Raw genomic sequence first — 18,213 nt, forward strand, 5'->3', positions numbered from 1 at the left:
TGCGGGTCCTTCGGGTCCGGGTGCGCCGTCGGCGCCTGCGGGTCCTGCGGGTCCTTCAGGTCCTTGCGGTCCTGCGGGTCCTTCGGGTCCGGGTGCGCCGTCGGCGCCTGCGGGTCCTGCGGGTCCTTCAGGTCCTTGCGGTCCTGCGGGTCCTTCGGGTCCGGGTGCGCCATCGGCGCCTGCCGGTCCTGCGGGTCCTGCGGGGCCGGTGGGGCCCTCAGGTCCGGTTGCGCCCGCGGGGCCTCGGGGCCCCACCGGGCCTCTGGGCCCTGCGGGTCCAGCAGGACCCTGGACTCCATCGGGAATCCGGCACAGGAAGCTTGGCAGACCCAGCCACTTGCACAGCGGGATATAAGCCGAACTGTCCGAGGTCGGCTGTGGCTGCAATGCGCCCTGGATGATTGCCTTGGTGCTGGAGAGGTCGCGGGCGTTAACTGTTCCGGGGACGGAGATGAAGCTCGTGCAAATAGTGGAAAGCGCCAGAAGACAGGGGTCAACCTGCGTTCCCCTGGCAGATTCGATTCTCTCGAGACGAGCCTGCGTCAAAGTTGAAAGCTGCGAATCGGCTGAAACTGGGACAGGGGAGTGCAGAAGAAGGACGGCCCCGGCGAGCGCGCCGCCCGCAAGGGTCCGTTTCATGAAAATAGACACGTGCGTTGTCTCTCCCGTTGCATTCAGCGAAAACGCTGTGCGGCCATTCTTTGAACGCTCGGGAAGTGGTGGGAGAAGTGCCGGTCGAATCAGGTGTGGAAGCTTGATGGGAGGTGCGCGTTTCTTTGCTTGCGGTAAATTTGAATCGCTACATAAAATCCTAATATCCTTGTCGCGGCAATTAATTGGATAAGTGAATTATATTCACTCAAGTCGGATAAGGGGTAACTGTGCGGTGATTGAAGGTAGGTTTCGACGCCGTCCGGTACCGGCTGTGGGCCGAGGTCGGAGCCGTCGTCGTCGCCGTTGAGAACGCCTGCTCGCGGAACACGTTCCACTGTCGGGAAGTACTCGTCGGGCACGATCTTCGTACGTCGTACGCGTAACGTTGTGTGATGTGCAGGCCGGGAGGTTCCTGGTCCGAACGGGGCGAAGCTTTCGCGACTACCCGTTATAGGCGGGTGGGCGACAGCGGGGCGCGGAACGTCCGACGGTAGGCAGGGGGAGAGGCGCGCATCGCCCGGGTGAACCGGTGGCGGAAGGTCGCCGAGCTGTCGAAGTCCATCGCGGGCGCGATCTCTTCTACCTTCATGCCACTGTCGGGCCTCGCCACGGAGCCGGTAAGGGGCGGACCTCCCCGGCGTCGGCCCTGGAGGTGGGTCAGGACGGGATGGGGATGTGGATCCTGGACAGGCCCTCGGGTTCCTTGCCGGGATAGTCCCCACCCAGCATGGTGGCCACCGTGTAGAGATGCCAAGCCTGGTTGGGCTTTTTGAGGACGGGTTCGGCGAACAGCGCACGAACCTCGTCGGGGTTGACGATGGGCGTCAGCAGGTCGAGGCGCCCCAGGACGTGGTCGCGTATCAGGCCGGTCAGCTCCGTACCGGGGCTGGTCCGCCAGTTCCAGCCACCGCCGCCGGTCTTCGGCGCGGTCAGCACCTGCGGCTTGCGCTGCCAGGGGTAGTACCGCCTCCCGGCGGTGAATCGCCATGGTTTGCCCTCGATCGGGATGTCCCTGAGCGAGGGGGCCAGGATGCCGAGGAGTTCGTAGATGACCTCCTCCGACAGCCGCCAGGTCTGGTCGAGACCCAGCGCGGCGCGGACCACCCGATTGTCGAGGAAGGGCCAGATCTGGTCGCCCCGGCGCAGCGAGCCCGCCCGCGCCCCCGCGTGCCAGCGGCCGACCTTGTAGGAGATGTACATGTGGTCGAGCGCCTCCAGCGGAGCCCGCTCTCGCCACGGCCCGGCCAGCTCGCGGGCGTGCTCGTTGGCCGCCTCGCTGAACAGCGCCGGATCTCGCAGGAAGGTCACGTCCACCCGGCGGCGCAGGGCTTTCTCCCCCAGGTCGGTCTGGAGCAGCAGCAGGCCGCCGGCTCGCAGGATCTCGCCGCTCTGCCCGGACATGGTCGGCTTGGCGCTGTAGGGGAGGTAGCCGACGACCGACTCGTACGCCGATGTCATGCCCTCACAGGCACGCAGCGTCTCGTAGGCCCGCGCGAGCGGGTGTTCGACGACGATCGCGTCCTTCTTCTCGGCGCGGGCCGGGGGGATGACGGTGTGCTCGACGCGGAGCGCCTGGGCGACGCGCCCGGCGAGGATCACATCGGGGTGGGTGTCCAGGCCGTTGGTGGTCGCGCGCAGCGGGATGCCGGCCGCGTGCAGCACCGCGGCGATCAGACGGCTGTCCCTGCCACCGGTGAGCGCGAGGTTCACCGGTTCTCCCGCCGCGCGCAGCGGCTCCACGGTGGCCAGCAGCGCCTCGGCCAGCTCCCCGACGAGCTCCTTCTTCCGCCTGCGCGACTCCGGCGCCGGCACGGCGGTCGGGAGCGGGGTCGTGGTGATCGTACGGGTGCCGCCCCTGACGGTCACCGACGAGGACGGCGGCAGCGCGCTCACCCCGAGGTAGGGCGTCTCGTCGGACAGGAAGTATCCCTGCCGGACCATCGACTGCAGCGCGAGCACGTCCCAGTCGACACGCTCGCCGCAGGCGAGATGGACAAGGAGGGCCCGGCTGCCGATCACGTGCACGTCGGGCGTCTCGGCGTAGTAGACCGGGCAGACCCGGTGGATCGCGGTGGCGGCCGACAACTCGCCACCGGTGGCCCGGAACACCGAGAAGCACCCGCCGACCGCCGCGCTGTCCAGCGCGGTCATACCCGCCAGCCGGTTCACGTCGTCCGGTGCGGCCAGGTAACCGTTCACCCCGGTCACCCGGTCGTGCTCGGTCATCAGCGGCGGCGGCTGCCGTGAGTCGTCGGGCTCGTTGGTCCAGGCGAACATGGTGATGCCGGGGCGGTGCCACTCGCGCGACCTGATGACCTCCGGTGGTACGGGGAACGCGCTGTCGATCGCGTTCCTGACACGGCGCAGCATCGCCTCCGGTATTCCGGCTTCCGGATCTTTGGCCGCGAGGCCGAGGTACACCCGCATGACGAAGGATCCTATGTCGCGTTTTTTCAAGACGGCTGGGAGTCCGGCCGGACAGCATGGCCGAGATGAACGAGATGCTGTCACACGCCGCCACCCGTACGGTGACCGCGGCCTGACGTCCGTGACGACCGGCTGGGCCTGTCCACCCCTCTGTGATGACTCGGTGGGCGTGATCCGGCCTGAAAGCCCTGATCACGTGCCGAACACGGTTTGTGCTCGCTTGGGTCAAGCCCCCGGCGGAAAGGTGGAAGGAGCCGTCGTAGGGAATGACACGCATCCCTAGGAGGCGACATGAAGTCACGCCCGCTCGCCACTGCCCTCGCCGCCATCGCCCTGCTGTCCGCCGCCGCCTGTGGAGGGTCGTCGGCCGAGAAGGGAGCCGCCGGCCAGCCGATGCCCGAATCCGGCAAGCAGGTCCCGCGGCACTCCCTCGCGGAAACCGGTGGTCCGGCCACCTCCGGGAACGAGGGCTCCGAGGCCGAGGCCGCCAGGCGACGTGACACCGCCGCCGAGCAGATCTCCACCTTCGCCCTCGACGTGGACACCGCCTCGTACGGCTACAGCAGGCGGATCATCCAGGAGGGCAGGTTGCCGGAGCCGGGTCAGGTCCGGCCCGAGGAGTTCGTCAACTCCTTCGCGCAGGACTACCGGGAGCCGGACGACAACGGCTTCACCGTGCACATGGACGGCGCTCGTGTACCGGGCAACGGCACCGCGCTGCTCCGCGTCGGCCTGCAGACCCGCAGGGCGGCAGCGGAGGCACGGCGCCCGGCGAACCTCACCTTCGTGGTGGACGTGTCCGGTTCCATGAGCGAGTCCGGCAGGATCGACCTGGTCAGGGAGGCCCTGCACAAGCTCGTCGACCAGCTCGGGCCCGGAGACCAGGTCTCCGTCGTGGCCTTCAGCGACCGGGCGGACGTCCTTCTGTCCATGACCCCGGCAACCGACAGGGACCGGCTCCATGCCGCCGTCGAGCGCCTCGCCATAGGGCGGTCGACCAACCTGGAGGAGGGGCTGACCAGTGGCTACGCGGAGGCCGCGACGAGCCTCAGGGCGGTGGCGGTCAACCGTGTCATCCTGCTCTCCGACGGACTGGCCAACGTCGGTGACACCACCTGGCAGGGCATCCTGGCCCGGGTCGAGGAGGCCGCGGGCAAGAAGATAACCCTGCTGTGCGTCGGCGTCGGCCGCGACTACGGCGATCAGCTGATGGAGCAGCTCGCCGACAACGGGGACGGCGCCGCGGTCTACGTCAGCTCCGTCGACGACGCGCGCAAGGTCTTCGTCGAGCAACTCGCCACCAACCTCGACCTGCGCGCCCGCGACGCCAAGGCACAGGTCGTGTTCAACCCCTCGGTCGTGGAGTCGTACCGGCTGATCGGCTACGAGAACCGGCAGCTCGCGACCGAGGACTTCCGCGACGACGCCAAGGACGGCGGCGAGATCGGCCCCGGTCACTCGGTGACCGCTCTGTACGAGGTGCGGCTGCGCGGCGGGGCGTCGGGTCAGCTGGCCACCGCCACCGTACGCTGGCAGGACCCCGACACCCGCGACCCCGCCGAGGCCACTCGCTCCCTCGCGGCCGGTGACCTGGCGTCCTCGCTGTGGCGGGATTCCGCGCCGAGGTTCCAGGTCGACGTGGTGGCCGCGGGCTTCGCCGAGTACCTGCGTACTGGGGAGGGGATCGCCGGGGCGGCCCCTGAGGACCTCGCCGCCCACGCCACCCGCCTGGCGGCGGCCACCGAGGATCCCGCGGTGACCGAGCTCGCGACGTTGATCGGGAAGGCCGGATCGTTACGGTAGACGCCCGCGCGCGGGTCGGCACCCCCGGCCCGCACCGGTGGTTACAGGGTAGGGACTGATTTCCTATATGCTGGCGTGGTCGCCGGGCCGGGTCCGGCGACAAACGGTTACACCGAGGGGCTATGGCGCAGCTGGTAGCGCGCCTCCATGGCATGGAGGAGGTCTGGGGTTCGAATCCCCATAGCTCCACTCCTCACCGAAGGGCGGCCAGACGGCCGCCCTTCGCTGTTTCCCTGGGCGAATCGCTCTCAGCCGAGCTCGTAGTCGAGGTGGAAGGAGTGGGCGCCGTCGTCGTTGACGATCTGCCCTCCGCCCCGGATGCCCACTAGTTCCCCGGTGCCCGAGTCGGGCAGGATCGTCCAGCTCAGCTCCGACTCCGTGGCGTGCGCCGTGGCCGTGTGGTGGAGCACGAAGGTGCCCTTGCGGCCGTGCGCGGTGCCGGTGAAGCGCTCGAAGCCCGCGTAGGCCGCCGATGTCTCGACCTGGGCGATCGCGGTGATGATGTCCGTGGTGCTGGTGCCGGCCAGGTCGCCGTCGAAGGTCTTGGTGATGTGGACGCGGGAGAGCGTGGCGCCTTCGGCCTCGTCGTAGGGGTGCGGATCCCAGCTGTCGATGGTGAAGGTTCCGGTGGCACGAGGCATATGTGGGCTCCCTCTGGAAGTCTCGGCTCTTGTGCTCACCCTGGCACCCGTACCTGTCATCTAGTGACAGATATGGGGCTCTCCATCCATGACCGCGGCGGTGAGGAGGGGAGACTCTAGGAAAGGCGCCATTTGTCCATGTTCCAGGTGATGGTCGACTGCGCGGGGTTCGGGACGACGTTCTGGAGCGTCTCGTCCCACGCGCTGAGTCCCGGATGCTGGAACAGCGGGATGGTGGCCAGGTCGTCCCAGAGCCGCTTCTCGATCTCACCGATGATCGGGTCCTGGGCGGCCAGGTCGACGGTCGAGTTCAACTCCTTGATGAGGAGGTCGACCCGCCTGCTGGAGTAGCAGCCGTTGTTGTTGCCCTTGCTGTGGGCGTCGCACTTCTGCGGCGAGGTGAAGCTGGAGGCCCAGCCACTGACCAGGGCCGAACCCGACCAGGCGAACAGCGCCACGTCGTAGCCGTTGGTCGGCATCACGGTGCCCAGGAAATCCTCGGAGCCCTTGTCGACGACCTTGAATCCGGCCTTGTTGCAGGAGTCGATGATGAGCTGCACCGCCGCGGTGCGGCGCGGGTTCGGGGTCTGGTAGCCGATGTTGACCTCCAGCCCCGTCTGGCCGGCTTTCCGCAGCAGTTCCCTGGCCCCCGCGATGTCCTGCCGCATGTACACGTCGGCGCTGCCGCTGGCGGCCACGACCGCGGCACTGTTGGCCTGGAACGGGGCCACGGTGCGAACCTGCAGGGGCCTGGCCGCAGGGGCGACGGGCTTGATCAGATGGTCGACGATGAGCTGCCTGGGCACGCATCTGGCGAACGCCTCGCGCAACCTTCTGTCGCGGAACGGGCTGGAGTGGAAGTTGAAGTCCAGGTGCTCGTAGGTGTACTTGTCGGAGGCGCTGACCTTCACCCCCCGCAGGGACTGCAACTGCTTGAGCACTTCGGGTCCCGGCTGGGGTTCGACGATCTGGACCTCGCGGTTCTGCAGCGCCTGCGCCTGCTCGTCGAGGGTGATGAAACGCTCGACGATCGTCGGAGTCGCGGCGGGGGTGCCCCACCACCTGTCGTTGGCGATGAGGGTCAGCCGCTGCCCGGCGTCCAGCTTGGAGAGCTTGTACGGTCCCGAGGAGGGGATCAGCCTGGCCTCGGGCAGCCTCCCCTCGGAGACCCAGCCGTCGTTGAAGAACTTGATGCCCTCGGCGAGCTTCTTCGAGTCGGTGTTCTTGACCGCCGCGATGAAGTCCTCCTCGGACAGACCGTCCTGCTCGGCGACCACGTGGGCCGGCAGCATCTCGGTCGCGCCGGGGCCGCCGGCCACCCAGTCGGCGAACGGCTTGTCGTAGACCAGGGTGAACTCCTTGCCGCCCTTCTCGCAGTCGGGGATCTCGGTGTCCTGGACGCCGTTGGTGTCGGCTGAGGCGAAGCCCTTGACCTTGCCGGACCGGAAGGCCCACCACAGCATGACGTCGTCGCAGTCGATGGGGGTGCCGTCGGACCAGACCGCCTTGGCGTTGATGGTGTACCTGACGCTCAGCGGGTCGTCGGAGATCTTCTCGTAGGTTCCGAAGTCCTTGTCGGGGACGATCGCGCCCTTGTCACCGTAGAACCAGAAACCCGTGAGCACCCGCTGCAGGGGCGCCGCGTTGCGCGTGGCGTTCTCGGCGGTGGTGTTGTTGTTGTAGGAGTGGAACTCCTGTTCGTACGCGTAGGCGATGGTATCGGCCGGTTGGCTCGGCTCCGAGCCCGATGCCGTCGGGTCGTCCGTCGGATCGGCGCTCGCGCAGGCGCCGAGCAGGAGCGAGCCGCACGCCAGCAGTGCCAGGACCCCTGCCGACCTTCGCCTGTGGAACACGGCACCACTCCTTCGATCGCCCGTTCTCCGGCCGGTCCCGTATCGGCCCCGCGGAGCGCGAGTGTCGTCGCTCCCTGGTGGCCGCGCGGGACCGGAGACCGGCCTCGCGTCTCCCCGTGACCATGCCGGATGCGAGACCCCCAGTTGACGAGAATAGAAAAAACAGAACCTTTGAGCGAATTCTCCCAGTATGTGAGATGGCCTTTACCGAGCTCTCGGTGTGCCCGCGTACGGAAGGGCGCCCGCACAGGGAAAAGCGGCGGTACTCCGGAGGGAACCTGGCCCGATCCTTGTGGATGTTGGCACTCAGGCCACTCGCGTGGAGTGTTTCGCCCCCCGATTATGGGGCGCATGACAACGACTCTTCGGGCGCCCGAACGTAAGCTGCACCGCGCCTGGATCGTGGCGGGAGTCGCGTTCGTGGCCATCCTCGGCGCGGCCGGGTTCCGGGCGACGCCCGGCGTGCTGATCACACCGCTCCAGGAGGAGTTCGGCTGGTCCCGGGGCACGATCTCGCTGGCCGTCTCGGTCAACCTCATGCTCTACGGGCTGACCGCGCCCTTCGCGGCAGCGCTCATGGACCGTTTCGGAATGCGCAGGGTCGTGACGTACGCCCTGCTGCTGGTCGCCGCAGGCAGCGGGTTGACCATCCTGATGAACGCCCCCTGGCAGCTCGTCCTGTGCTGGGGTGTCCTGGTCGGCCTCGGCACCGGTTCGATGGCCCTGGTCTTCGCCGCGACCCTCACCGAACGCTGGTTCGTCCGCCACCGCGGCCTCGTCACCGGTGTGCTCACCGCGGGCGGCGCCACCGGGCAACTCGTCTTCCTGCCCGTCCTCGCGCACCTGGCGGCCGACAGCGGCTGGCGGTCGGCCGCCGTCACGGTCGCCGTCGCGGCTCTGGCAGTGGTCCCCCTGGTCTGGTTCCTGCTGCGTGACCGGCCGCAGGACGTGGGCACCACGGCCCTGGGCGCCGACCCGGCCGCACCCCCGGCAGTGCGGCCCGCGCGGACCGGTGGTGCCGCCTCGCGGGCCCTCGGCGTGCTGCGGAGCGCCGCGCGCACGCGCCCCTTCTGGCTGCTCGCAGGGGGGTTCGCGATCTGCGGGATGAGCACCAACGGCCTGGTGGGCACCCATTTCATCCCCGCCGCCCACGACCACGGCATGGCCGAGCCGGTCGCCGCCGGGCTGCTCGCGCTGGTCGGGATCTTCGACGTGGTCGGCACCGTGGCGTCCGGGTGGTTGAGCGACAAGATCGACTCGCGCGTCCTCCTCGGTGCCTACTACGGGCTGCGGGGCCTTTCGTTGATGGCCCTGCCAAGCCTGTTCGGGGCCACCGCCGAGCCCAGCATGCTGGTCTTCATCATCTTCTACGGCCTCGACTGGGTGGCCACGGTCCCGCCGACCGTCGCCCTGTGCCGCCAGATCTACGGTCCCGACGGGGCCGTGGTGTTCGGTTGGGTCTTCGCCTCCCACCAGATCGGCGCGGCGGTCGCCGCGGTCGCCGCGGGAGTCACCCGTGACCACTTCGGCGCCTACGATCTCGCCTGGTACGCCGCGGGGTTGCTCTGCTTCGCCGCCGCGATCATGTCGGTGGTCATCACCAGGAAACAGGCGTCTTCGAAGGTCTGATCTCCTCCCCGTCCCGAGGGGACGGGCGGCCAGGCCACGGCCACCGGGTGGGTCGGTGTGGAAGGTACTCGTTCCCGAAGTGTGATGGGGATCCCGCACGGGAAAACCGGATTTGTCGTACGCTCCCGATCGTGCTCGATGGGTTGGGTGGGACTCAGGGGACCCGGGAGACGGGTCCCACGCCGACATATGTGACCGCCGAGGCGGAGACGTCGGAGTTGCCGAAAATCGTGGTGAAGAGCTCCCCGAAACCATCGGACTCACCGGTGAAGCGGTCCCGTATCGGCGACCTGCCGATGCGAGTGATCTACCGCATCCTGGCCGTGGGCGTCGCACTGGTCCTGGCCGCCGTCGCGGCCGTGGTCGGTTTCGTCTCCTCGGGCTCCTCAGATCAACCGGGCGGGGGAAAGACGGGGCAGATCGCCGCGCCATCTGCCGCGCCACCCTCGCCCGGTCCACCCTCGCCGGAGCCGTCCGCCTCGGTGTCGGCCTCGGCGTCGGAGCAGGCGTCCCCGTCGGAGAGTCCTGCCGAGACGGCCGCTCCGTCCCCCTCACCCGAGGGCTGGGAGCCGGCACCTGACCGCAGCGCCGTCATCGCGGCCCTCGCCGACCCCCGGGTGCCCGAACTGCCGCGTGACAAGCGGCTCGGCCGGCTCCCCGGCAAGGCGTACAAGAGCAAGCGCCGCATCGAGGACGACAGGTCGGGGGTGTCGCTGATTCGTTTCGGCAAGCCCTGGAAGGTCTTCGGCGCGTCGCCGTTCTCCACCAAGCAGGTGCTGCCCAAGGTGAAGGGGATCGCGCACCGGGCGATGCTCGTGAGCAGCCCGGTGCCGATCCTGGTGCAGCGGAAGGCGAAGGACACCGCGCTGCTGGCGGCCCGGTGGACACTCAACCACCACCCCAAGGGCAGCAGGATCGGGTGGGTCGCCTCACAGCCGATCAAGGACGGCTGGCTGCTCGCCTACCGGGTGAAGTACAAGATCAAGAAAAAGGCGCGTTCCTCCATGGCCGCCGTCGCCGTGGTCGAGGCTCCCGGCGCCAAGCCAGCGATGCTCTTCGTGACGATCCCCGACACCCAGGGCAAGCGCTGGCGCGATATCAACACCGCGGTCTCCTCCCTCAGATTGAAGTAAGCCCCATCTGGGCAGGAACCGCCATATCTATGTGATCTGGTGAAACTCGGGGGAATTTCACGGCAAGCCGCTCCATCGCCACACGCGACGGCCTCCCGTCCGCTCGCCGGGCGCGAGGTTCCGGGTTCGGGGCGCAGGCGGAGGACGGCCTCGGTTCGAGAGCCCGGACCGAGCCGGGTGCCCCGGGTGTCCGACCGGGCAGGCTCCCCCAGCCGTCGAGGGGGAAGTCTTGAAGCGACCGGCGTCTCGGGAGCGCAGGGGGCCTGACCAGGACACGGCCGACGAGCAGCGCGGATCCAAGCCCTGGCGGTCCGAGGGACTGCCCGACGGGCCGCCCGCCCCGCAGCGCCCGCGGATCAACTGGGTGCGTTTCCTGGTGACCATGTTCATCGTCTACGCGGGCTTCTTCATCGTCTCCTCGTTCTTCGGCGAGGCCACCGAGCCGATCTCCTACACCCAGTTCACCGATCAGGTGCGGGCGGGGAACGTCAAGGACATATACGCCACCGGTACCTCGATCCAGGGCACCCTCAAAAAGCCCGCCCGTGACCCCGACAGCGGCAACGCCGAGTACGACAGGTTCTCCACCGAGATACCGGTCTTCGCCGACCAGGCCGCCCTCTACCGGCAGCTCACCGCGACGGGCGTGAAGATCAAGGCCGAGCCCGTCGGCGGCCGGAGTTTCCTGTCCAACCTGCTGCTCTCCCTGCTGCCGGTCCTGCTGCTGGCGGGGCTGTGGATCTGGTTCATACGGCGCTCGGCGTCCGCGATGGGCGGCGGGATGGGCGGACTCGGCGGACTCGGTGGCCTCGGCAGGTCGAAGGCGGCCAAGCCGGTGGAACCGGCCAAGGTCCGGGTCGACTTCGACGACGTCGCGGGCATCGACGAGGTGGAGAACGAGGTGGCCGAGGTGGTCGACTACCTCAGGGACCCCGACAAGTACCGGAGACTGGGGGCGAAGCTGCCCAAGGGGGTACTGCTCACCGGGCCACCGGGCACCGGCAAGACACTCCTCGCCCGCGCCGTGGCGGGCGAGGCGGACGTGCCCTTCTTCTCGGCGAGCGCCTCGGAGTTCATCGAGATGATCGTGGGGGTCGGCGCCTCGCGGGTGCGCGAGCTGTTCGACGAGGCCCGCAAGGTCGCGCCGTCGATCATCTTCATCGACGAGATCGACGCGATCGGCAGGGTCCGCGGCGGCAGCACCATCGGTGGGCACGACGAGCGCGAGCAGACTCTCAACCAGATCCTCACCGAGATGGACGGCTTCACCGGCTCCGAGGGCGTCATCGTGATCGCCGCCTCCAATCGGGCGGAGGTCCTCGACCCGGCGCTGCTCCGTCCAGGCCGGTTCGACCGTACCGTCGTGGTGTCGGTGCCGGATGTCGAGGGCCGGCTGGCGATCCTCCGGGTCCACAGCAGGGGCGTCCCGCTCGCCGCCGACGTGGACCTGGAGCGGCTGGCCAGGACCACCCCCGGCATGACGGGCGCCGACCTGGCCAACCTGGTCAACGAGGCGGCGCTGCTCGCCGCCAAGCGCGGCCACGACAGGGTGCGCACCCCCGATTTCGCCGACGCGCTGGAGAAGATCCTGCTCGGCACGGCCCGCGCCGTCGTGATCCCGCAGGAAGAGCGCAGACGCACCGCCTACCATGAGGCCGGCCACGCGCTCCTCGGTATGCTCCAGCCCGGCGCCGACCCGGTCAGGAAGGTGTCGATCATTCCGCGTGGGCGGGCGCTCGGTGTCACGCTCTCCACGCCCGACACCGACAAGTACGCCTACGACGAGAAATACCTGCGCGACCGGATCATCGGTGCCCTCGGAGGCATGGCGGCGGAGCAGGTCGTCTACGGGGTGATCACCACCGGCTCGGAGAACGACCTGGAGCAGGTCACCGTGATCGCCCGCGGCATGGTCGGCCGCTGGGGCATGTCCTCCAGGATCGGCCCGCTGAGCGTGCTGCCCGGCGCCGGCGACGGCCAGCCCGCCGCCGCCCCCGACACCCTCGCCGCGGTGGACCAGGAGGTCCGGCGCATCGTGGACGAGTGCTACGAGGTCGCCCTGGCGGTCCTGGCGGAGAACCGTGAGCGCCTGGACGGCATCGTCGCGGCCCTGCTGGAGCACGAGACCCTCGGCGAGGCGGAGGCGTACGCCGCGGCCGGCCTTCCGCAGGGCGCCGCCCCCGAACCTCCCCCTCCGGGACCGCCTCCGCGACTCCCGCCCTCGCCCCGCGCCTGACCTGCGAGCCGCCGCCCGGGTGCGCTGCCCGCGGCCGTTGACCGGACGCCCGGCCTGTGAGGACCTCCGCTCGCGGCGAGGGGACGGCCGGAGCCGCGCTAGGCTCGATCGGCGTGACCCAGATCGTTCTCGCCTCCGCGTCCCCCGCCCGCCTCACCCTGCTCCGCAGCGCCGGACTCGATCCTAAAGTGATCGTCAGCGGTGTGGACGAGGAGGCCGTCACCGCCGACAGCCCGAGCGAACTCTGCCTCGCGCTGGCCCGCGCGAAGGCGGCCGTGGTGGCCGAGAGCCTGACCGACGGTCTGGTCATCGGCTGCGACTCGGTGCTGGAGCTCGACGGCCGGGCCTACGGCAAGCCGTCCTCCCCGGCGGAGGCGGTCGCCCGCTGGCGGGGCATGCGCGGCCGCGAGGGCCGTCTGCTCACCGGCCACTGCGTGATCGACGCCGCGGACGGACGCGAGGTGGCGAAGGTGGGCGCGACGGTCGTGCGTTTCGGCACCGCCACCGACGACGAGATCGCCGCCTACGTCGCCACCGGCGAGCCCCTCCAGGTGGCCGGGGCCTTCACCCTGGACGGTCGCGGCGGCTGGTTCGTCGACGGCATCGACGGCGACCACGGCAACGTCCTGGGCATCTCCCTGCCCCTGCTCCGCCGCCTCTTCGCGGCGCTCGGCGTCTCCGTGCCCGGCCTCTGGCAGCGCGCCTGACCCGCGGACCCGGTCCGCGTCCGCTTCGCCGGCATCCGGGCGATGAGGAGCAGTCCCGGTTGACGGCCGATCCCGATAATCTTCCGCCATGGGTCATTTCCGCTCCTTTCTGGACGGCATCGGGTTCTTCTTCCAGGGACTGCGCTGGGTCGCGCGATATCCGCGCTGGTGGCTGTTCGGGCTGATCCCGGCGCTGATCGCGTTCGTCCTCTACGCGGTCGGCCTCTACCTCCTCGGCAAGAACGCGCTGGACATCGCCGCGTGGGGCACGCCGTTCGCCGACGGGTGGGGTGAGGGGGCACGGACCGCGCTGCGCGCGCTGGTCGGACTGACGCTCTTCGGTGCGGGGGTGGTCCTGGCCGTGGTGACCTTCACGGCGATCACCCTCATCCTGGGCGACCCCTTCTACGAGAAGCTCTCCGAGAAGGTGGAGGAGACCTACGGGGAGGTGCCGACAGGGTACGAACTCCCGCTGTGGAAGTCGATCCCCCGATCCATCAGGGACAGCGTGGTCACCCTCGGCTGGCTGTTGCTGTTCACGATCCCGCTGTTCTTCCTCGGCTTCGTGCCGGTGCTCGGGCAGACGGTGGTTCCGGTGCTGGGCGCCCTGGTCTCCGGTTTCTTCCTCACGATCGAGCTGACCGCACTGGCCCTGGAACGCAGGGGACTGGCGCGCAAGAGCCGCTTCGGCCTGCTCCGCGCGAACAAGGCCCCCGCGCTCGGCTTCGGGGTCCTGCTCTTCCTGCTCTTCCTCGTCCCGTTCGTCGCGATCATCGCGATGCCTCCCGCCGTGGCCGGCGCGGCCATCATGGTCCGCACCCGCCTGACCCCGATCCTCCTGCCGGCGGAGCGGACGGGATGAGAGGCGCCTGAGAAAGCGCCCGGGGCAGGGGCGACGGTGCTGAGGGGGACGGTCCGGTGGGCCCCGCGGACCGGTGATCGGGGTCAGCCCGGCTGTGGACGGTCGCACGTTCCGTCCACAGAAAGGAGTTCGGGCCGAAGGACACGGGAGCGGGTCCGGGAGGCTTCCGGCCATGACAACAGAGAGCCCGGACTCGCCCGAGTCCCCGTTTCCGCCCGCTTCCCGGCCTCAGCTCCTGCTCGGCTCCACCGAGGACATCCTGGGCGCGGTTCCCTACCTGCTGGGGTTCCATCCCGCGGAGAGCCTGGTCGTCATCGGCCTCACGGGCGGTCTGCCCAGGAGCAGGCTGCACCTCACCGTCCGATGGGACCTGCCCCTGGCGTCCGGCGGCCTCGGCGGCATCGTTCCGCTGTTCCGGAAGGAGGACGTCACGCAGGTCGTCATGGTCGGCTACGGTCCGGGCCCGCTGGTGACCCCGGCCATCGACGAGGCCGGCGCGCTGTTCCGCGGAGGTGGTCTCACCGTCGTCGACGCGCTCCGGGTGGAGGACGGCCGTTACTGGTCGTACGGCTGCGCGCGGACGGACTGCTGTCCCGTCGAAGGCGTGCCGTACGAGCGGCGGGCCACCGTCGTCGCGGCCGAGGCGATCCTGCACGGACTGGTCGCGTGGCCGGACAGGCAGGCGCTGGAGCGCTCACTCGACCCGGTCACCGGGTCCGCGCGGGTGGCCATGCGGGAGGCGACGGGCCGCCTCATGGCGGAGTTGAGCGGCAGGCTCGCCGGATGTCGTGACGCCGACGAGCTAGCGGTGGAGTTCGTCGCGGAGGGGGTGGCCAGGGTCCGCGAGGCGATCGCCACCTGCGCCTCGGGCGGTCGGCTCGACGACGACCAGGCGGCCAGGCTGGGGCTCGACCTGGCGGTGATCAGAATTCGCGACGAGGCGTGGGCACTGGTCACCGACGACGGTCATGACGCGCATCTCAAGCTCTGGCACGACCTCACCCGGAGGCTGGAGCCGAGGTTCGTGCCCCCGGCCGCCTCGCTGCTCGGCCTGGTCGCCTGGCGGCGGGGCGACTCCGCCCTGGCGGGCGTCGCCCTCACCCGGGCGCTCGAGGCCGATCCCGGATACTCGATGGCTCACCTGCTCATGCACGCGATCCACCACCTGGTCCCGCCACACGCCCTCAACGACAGGATGCCCAGCCCCGAGGAGTTGGATCAGGAGATGGGCAGCCCCAAGATGGCCTGGCTGCTCCCGATGGCCGCATTGCTGGAAGAACCCGGTGGCCCCGCGCACGATGCGACCACCGGGTTCCTGGCTCAGCTCTCCGCGCGCTTCTGGCGCTCGTTGTAGGCCCTCATCCGGGGGGGATAGCCGGTCAGCTGCACGTCGTAGACGGGCAGAGCCAGGTCACGGGCCACCTTGCGGATCACGGCGGGGGAGCCGACCCGGCGCCGGGTCCATTCGCCGTCGTCGGCGACGGCCATCGCCGTGGTGTCGGTCGCGAATGTCTCCGGCTCGACGTAGAACTCCACGCCCCGGCGTGATTTCGCGAAGGCGATGAGCGCCTCGATGTCGGCATCGGTGGCGTCGCGGTCGAACTTGGCGATTTTCGGCCCGCGCTTGCGCCTCAACCCATAGCGATCTCGCCATCTCATGTCTCTTTGTATACCTCTCCTGCTCGATCCGCGGTGGAAGGCCAAGGGTCGGTTTCAGGGGCCTATAGGGGTTCATCCTGATATACCCGGCCGACAATCTGGACGAGCATTGAGGTCGAAGAGGCGACGAAAGGGTATCGGTCTCATGGCAGGTACAACGGCATCGGCGGGTCAGTGGCACGGGGGAGTGCCGGTGGGCGGTCCCGGGCCCGGTTACGCGGAGCTCAGGGTCAGCAACCAGGATCGTGAGCGGGTGGTCGAGCACGTCCAGGCCGCCTATACGGAGGGAAGGCTCGACAAAGTCGAGTTCGACGACAGGCTGGAGCGGGCGATGACGGCCCGCGTGCACGGCGACCTCATGCCGATCATGAACGAGCTGTACGGCACGCAGCCGGTCCGGCCCGTGTTCCAGCCGGTCACACCCCAGGCGGCGTACGGCCACCGCGGGCACCTCGGCAGGCGGGGCGGCGACACCGGAGCGGAGCGTCTGGGCGCGGCGGCGGCGCACCTGCTCCCACTGGCCGGCCTGCCCATCCTCGGCCCGCTGGTGTTGATGCTCACCGCGGGCAAGACCTCGCCCTACATCCGGGCACACGCGGTGGAGGCTCTCAACTTCCAGCTGACGCTGATCGCGGCCACCATCGTGCTGGCGATCACGGTGGTGGGCGTCGTCCTGACGCCGCTGCTCTGGATCGGCGGCGTGGTGCTGTCCGTCATCGGTGGCGTCGCGGCGATGGGCGACGGAGACTTCCGCTACCCCCTCACGCTGCGCCTCGTGAAGTGACCCGGTGGAGGCCGGGAGGCGTCAGAGCATGAGGGAGCGGACCATGTCGACGGTGTCGGCCTGGTCCGCCGTCTTGTCGGGGCGATAGCGGATGACCCTGGCGAAGCGCAGAGCCACGCCGCCGGGGTAGCGGCTCGACTGCTGCACGCCGTCGAAGGCGATCTCGACGACCAGCTCGGGGCGGACGGTGACCGTCCAGCCGTCGGTGGGGCCCTCGGCGATGCCGAGGAAGCGGTCGGTCTGCCAGGCGAGCAACTCGTCGGTCAGGCCCTTGAAGGTCTTGCCGAGCATGACGAACCCGCCACTTCGCGGGTCGCGGGCGCCCAGATGCAGGTTGGACAGCCTGCCCTCGCGGCGGCCATGGCCCCATTCGGCGGCCAGGACGACGAGGTCGAGCGTGTGCCGGGGCTTCACCTTGATCCAGCCTGCTCCGCGCCTTCCGGCGGCGTAGGGCGTCAGGAGCGACTTGACCACCACGCCCTCGTGACCGCCCCTGATCGCGTCCTTGAAGAACGCCTCGCCGTCCACGACGTCGCCGGTGACAAGGCGCGGGGTCACCAGCTCCGGGGGCACGGCCGCGGCCAGGGCCGCGTGACGGTCCGCGCCCGGCAGGTCGAGCAGGTCGGCGCCGTCGACCCGCAGCGCGTCGAAGAAGAAGACGCTCAAGGGGGTCTTGTCACGGGCTCGCGGCACGTCGGTGCGGCTGGACACGCGGCCGGAGGTGACCTGGAAGGGCTCGGGGCGGCCGTCGGGGCGTAGCGCGATGACCTCGCCGTCGAGAACCAGGTCGCTGGAGGGCAGGGCGCTCACCGCCTCGACCAGCTCGGGCACCTGAGTGGTGATGTCGTCGAGGGCGCGGGTGAAGACGGACACCCGGTCGCCGGAGCGGTGTGCCTGAACCCTGACCCCGTCGAGCTTCCACTCGACGGCGACCGGGCCGCCGAGTTTGCCGAACGCGGTCGCGACGGAGGTGGCGCTCTGGGCCAGCATCGGCGACACCGGCCGGCAGACCTCCAGGCGAAAGGCGCGCAGCGCCTCGACCCCGCCTGACAGGGCGGCGGCACCGACGGCGGGGAGCCAGCCGCGAAGCGTCAGCGCCCGCCTGACCTCGGCGGCCGGCACCCCGGCCGCCTTCGCCACGGCCTCGATCATCACCCCTTCGAGCGCGCCTTGGCGCAGCTCGCCCCTGAGCAGGCGTGACAGGAAGACCTGTTCCTGGCGGGTGAGGGCGCCGAACAGCTCGGCGACGAGCGCCCTGCGTGCGCTCTGCGAGCCGGGACCGGCCAGGGCCTTGATCCGGTCGAGGAGGTCGTGGACCTCGCGCAGGGTGGCGGTGGCGGCCAGCCGGGGCTCGGGCGGATCCTGCAGGCTCGTCCAGCCCACGCCGACGTTGCGCTGCGGCAGCTCTCCGGAGAGGTAGGCGATGGCGATCTCCGCCTCATCCGGCTCGACCCGGCCGAGCAGCTCCGCGAGATGAGCGGTCTTCGCCCGCCGGGCGGAGCCGGCGGCCACGGCCGCCGAGGTGCGCGCGAGATCGATCAACAACACAGTGGCCAGCCTAAGAGCTGTAAGCGACATTTCGGTGAGAGGGCGGCCTGCTTTTCACCGGAATCGCAGCGTGGGGCCCTGTCGTTCACGATGGCGAGGAGCTGAGGAGCCGTCGTGTTCCCCGGAAGCGTGCGCGAGAGCGGGGTGGGCGGCCCCCGTCACCGAAGCCCTTCGGTGACGGGCCGCGACGGCACCGGGCAGGTTGGCGGCGACCTCGACGCACTGGCCGCCGTTGTCTCCGGAGAGTGACGACTTCCGCCACACGGCGGTACTCAGA

Annotated in this window: 15 protein-coding genes, 1 tRNA gene and 1 pseudogene; 9 read left to right on the forward strand and 8 right to left on the reverse strand. The window is 69.6% G+C overall.

All coding sequences use genetic code 11. The features are described 5' to 3' along the window. From AB0K21_RS40885 to AB0K21_RS40895, 3 genes and pseudogenes are all read right to left on the reverse strand, one after another. Window positions 1-299: pseudogene (locus AB0K21_RS40885) on the reverse strand (hypothetical protein); the annotation flags it as partial. Between the two features lie 803 nt (window positions 300-1,102). Beyond that, the gene (locus AB0K21_RS40890) at window positions 1,103-1,243 is read right to left on the reverse strand and encodes a hypothetical protein (RefSeq protein ID WP_343980177.1); all 141 of its coding nucleotides are present in this window, start codon (window positions 1,241-1,243) and stop codon (window positions 1,103-1,105) included. A gap of 68 nt (window positions 1,244-1,311) precedes the next feature. After that, window positions 1,312-3,081 (reverse strand): asparagine synthase-related protein, encoded by a 1,770-nt coding sequence (locus tag AB0K21_RS40895; RefSeq protein WP_343980179.1) that lies wholly within the window; start codon window positions 3,079-3,081, stop codon window positions 1,312-1,314. A gap of 291 nt (window positions 3,082-3,372) precedes the next feature. Between AB0K21_RS40895 and AB0K21_RS40900 the strand changes: the two genes are divergently transcribed. Together AB0K21_RS40900 and AB0K21_RS40905 are read left to right on the forward strand one after the other, a co-directional pair. Continuing rightward, a complete protein-coding gene (locus AB0K21_RS40900; RefSeq protein WP_364157920.1) occupies window positions 3,373-4,884 on the forward strand; it encodes a von Willebrand factor type A domain-containing protein in 1,512 nt (503 codons plus the stop codon). 116 nt (window positions 4,885-5,000) lie between these two features. Further along, window positions 5,001-5,073, forward strand: a tRNA-Ala gene (locus tag AB0K21_RS40905). A 59-nt stretch (window positions 5,074-5,132) separates the two neighbouring features. On the opposite strand, the gene AB0K21_RS40910 is transcribed toward AB0K21_RS40905, so the two are convergent. Continuing rightward, the gene (locus AB0K21_RS40910; protein ID WP_364157923.1) at window positions 5,133-5,525 is read right to left on the reverse strand and encodes a DUF3224 domain-containing protein; all 393 of its coding nucleotides are present in this window, start codon (window positions 5,523-5,525) and stop codon (window positions 5,133-5,135) included. A 116-nt stretch (window positions 5,526-5,641) separates the two neighbouring features. Beyond that, window positions 5,642-7,378, reverse strand: a complete 1,737-nt coding sequence (locus AB0K21_RS40915; protein ID WP_343980188.1) for an ABC transporter family substrate-binding protein — start codon at window positions 7,376-7,378, stop codon at window positions 5,642-5,644. A 351-nt stretch (window positions 7,379-7,729) separates the two neighbouring features. Between AB0K21_RS40915 and AB0K21_RS40920 the strand changes: the two genes are divergently transcribed. From AB0K21_RS40920 to AB0K21_RS40945, 6 genes are all read left to right on the forward strand, one after another. Further along, complete coding sequence (locus tag AB0K21_RS40920; protein ID WP_343980191.1) at window positions 7,730-9,007, forward strand: MFS transporter; 1,278 nt, start codon at window positions 7,730-7,732, stop codon at window positions 9,005-9,007. Window positions 9,008-9,273: 266 nt separating this feature from the next. After that, entirely contained in the window at window positions 9,274-10,140 is an 867-nt protein-coding gene (locus tag AB0K21_RS40925; RefSeq protein ID WP_364157928.1) for a hypothetical protein, read from the forward strand. Window positions 10,141-10,369: 229 nt separating this feature from the next. Continuing rightward, entirely contained in the window at window positions 10,370-12,376 is a 2,007-nt protein-coding gene (gene ftsH / locus AB0K21_RS40930; RefSeq protein ID WP_343980198.1) for an ATP-dependent zinc metalloprotease FtsH, read from the forward strand. Between the two features lie 113 nt (window positions 12,377-12,489). Continuing rightward, window positions 12,490-13,083: a nucleoside triphosphate pyrophosphatase gene (locus AB0K21_RS40935; protein WP_343980201.1), complete on the forward strand. Its 594-nt coding sequence runs from the start codon at window positions 12,490-12,492 to the stop codon at window positions 13,081-13,083. An 88-nt stretch (window positions 13,084-13,171) separates the two neighbouring features. Beyond that, window positions 13,172-13,945, forward strand: a complete 774-nt coding sequence (locus tag AB0K21_RS40940) for an EI24 domain-containing protein (RefSeq protein ID WP_343980204.1) — start codon at window positions 13,172-13,174, stop codon at window positions 13,943-13,945. Window positions 13,946-14,117: 172 nt separating this feature from the next. Beyond that, a complete protein-coding gene (locus tag AB0K21_RS40945; RefSeq protein WP_343980206.1) occupies window positions 14,118-15,299 on the forward strand; it encodes a DUF4192 domain-containing protein in 1,182 nt (393 codons plus the stop codon). Here AB0K21_RS40945 and AB0K21_RS40950 read toward each other — a convergent pair. Further along, the gene (locus tag AB0K21_RS40950; protein ID WP_343980210.1) at window positions 15,266-15,604 is read right to left on the reverse strand and encodes a hypothetical protein; all 339 of its coding nucleotides are present in this window, start codon (window positions 15,602-15,604) and stop codon (window positions 15,266-15,268) included. The two genes, AB0K21_RS40945 and AB0K21_RS40950, sit on opposite strands and share 34 nt — an antisense overlap. A 193-nt stretch (window positions 15,605-15,797) precedes the next feature. Here AB0K21_RS40950 and AB0K21_RS40955 point away from each other — a divergent pair, with 193 nt between their 5' ends. Then, window positions 15,798-16,388, forward strand: coding sequence for a DUF1707 and DUF4870 domain-containing protein (locus AB0K21_RS40955; RefSeq protein WP_343980213.1), 591 nt, complete (start codon window positions 15,798-15,800; stop codon window positions 16,386-16,388). Window positions 16,389-16,409: 21 nt separating this feature from the next. Here AB0K21_RS40955 and AB0K21_RS40960 read toward each other — a convergent pair whose 3' ends face one another. Together AB0K21_RS40960 and AB0K21_RS40965 are read right to left on the reverse strand one after the other, a co-directional pair. Further along, window positions 16,410-17,936, reverse strand: coding sequence for an ATP-dependent DNA ligase (locus AB0K21_RS40960; RefSeq protein ID WP_343980217.1), 1,527 nt, complete (start codon window positions 17,934-17,936; stop codon window positions 16,410-16,412). 54 nt (window positions 17,937-17,990) lie between these two features. Beyond that, on the reverse strand, window positions 17,991-18,200 hold the full coding sequence (locus tag AB0K21_RS40965; RefSeq protein ID WP_364157939.1) for a DUF397 domain-containing protein: 210 nt from the start codon (window positions 18,198-18,200) through the stop codon (window positions 17,991-17,993). Between the last annotated feature and the right edge of the window lie 13 nt (window positions 18,201-18,213).

The organism is Streptosporangium sp. NPDC049248, assembly GCF_040678965.1.
Classification (GTDB): Bacteria; Actinomycetota; Actinomycetes; order Streptosporangiales; family Streptosporangiaceae; genus Streptosporangium; species Streptosporangium fukuiense.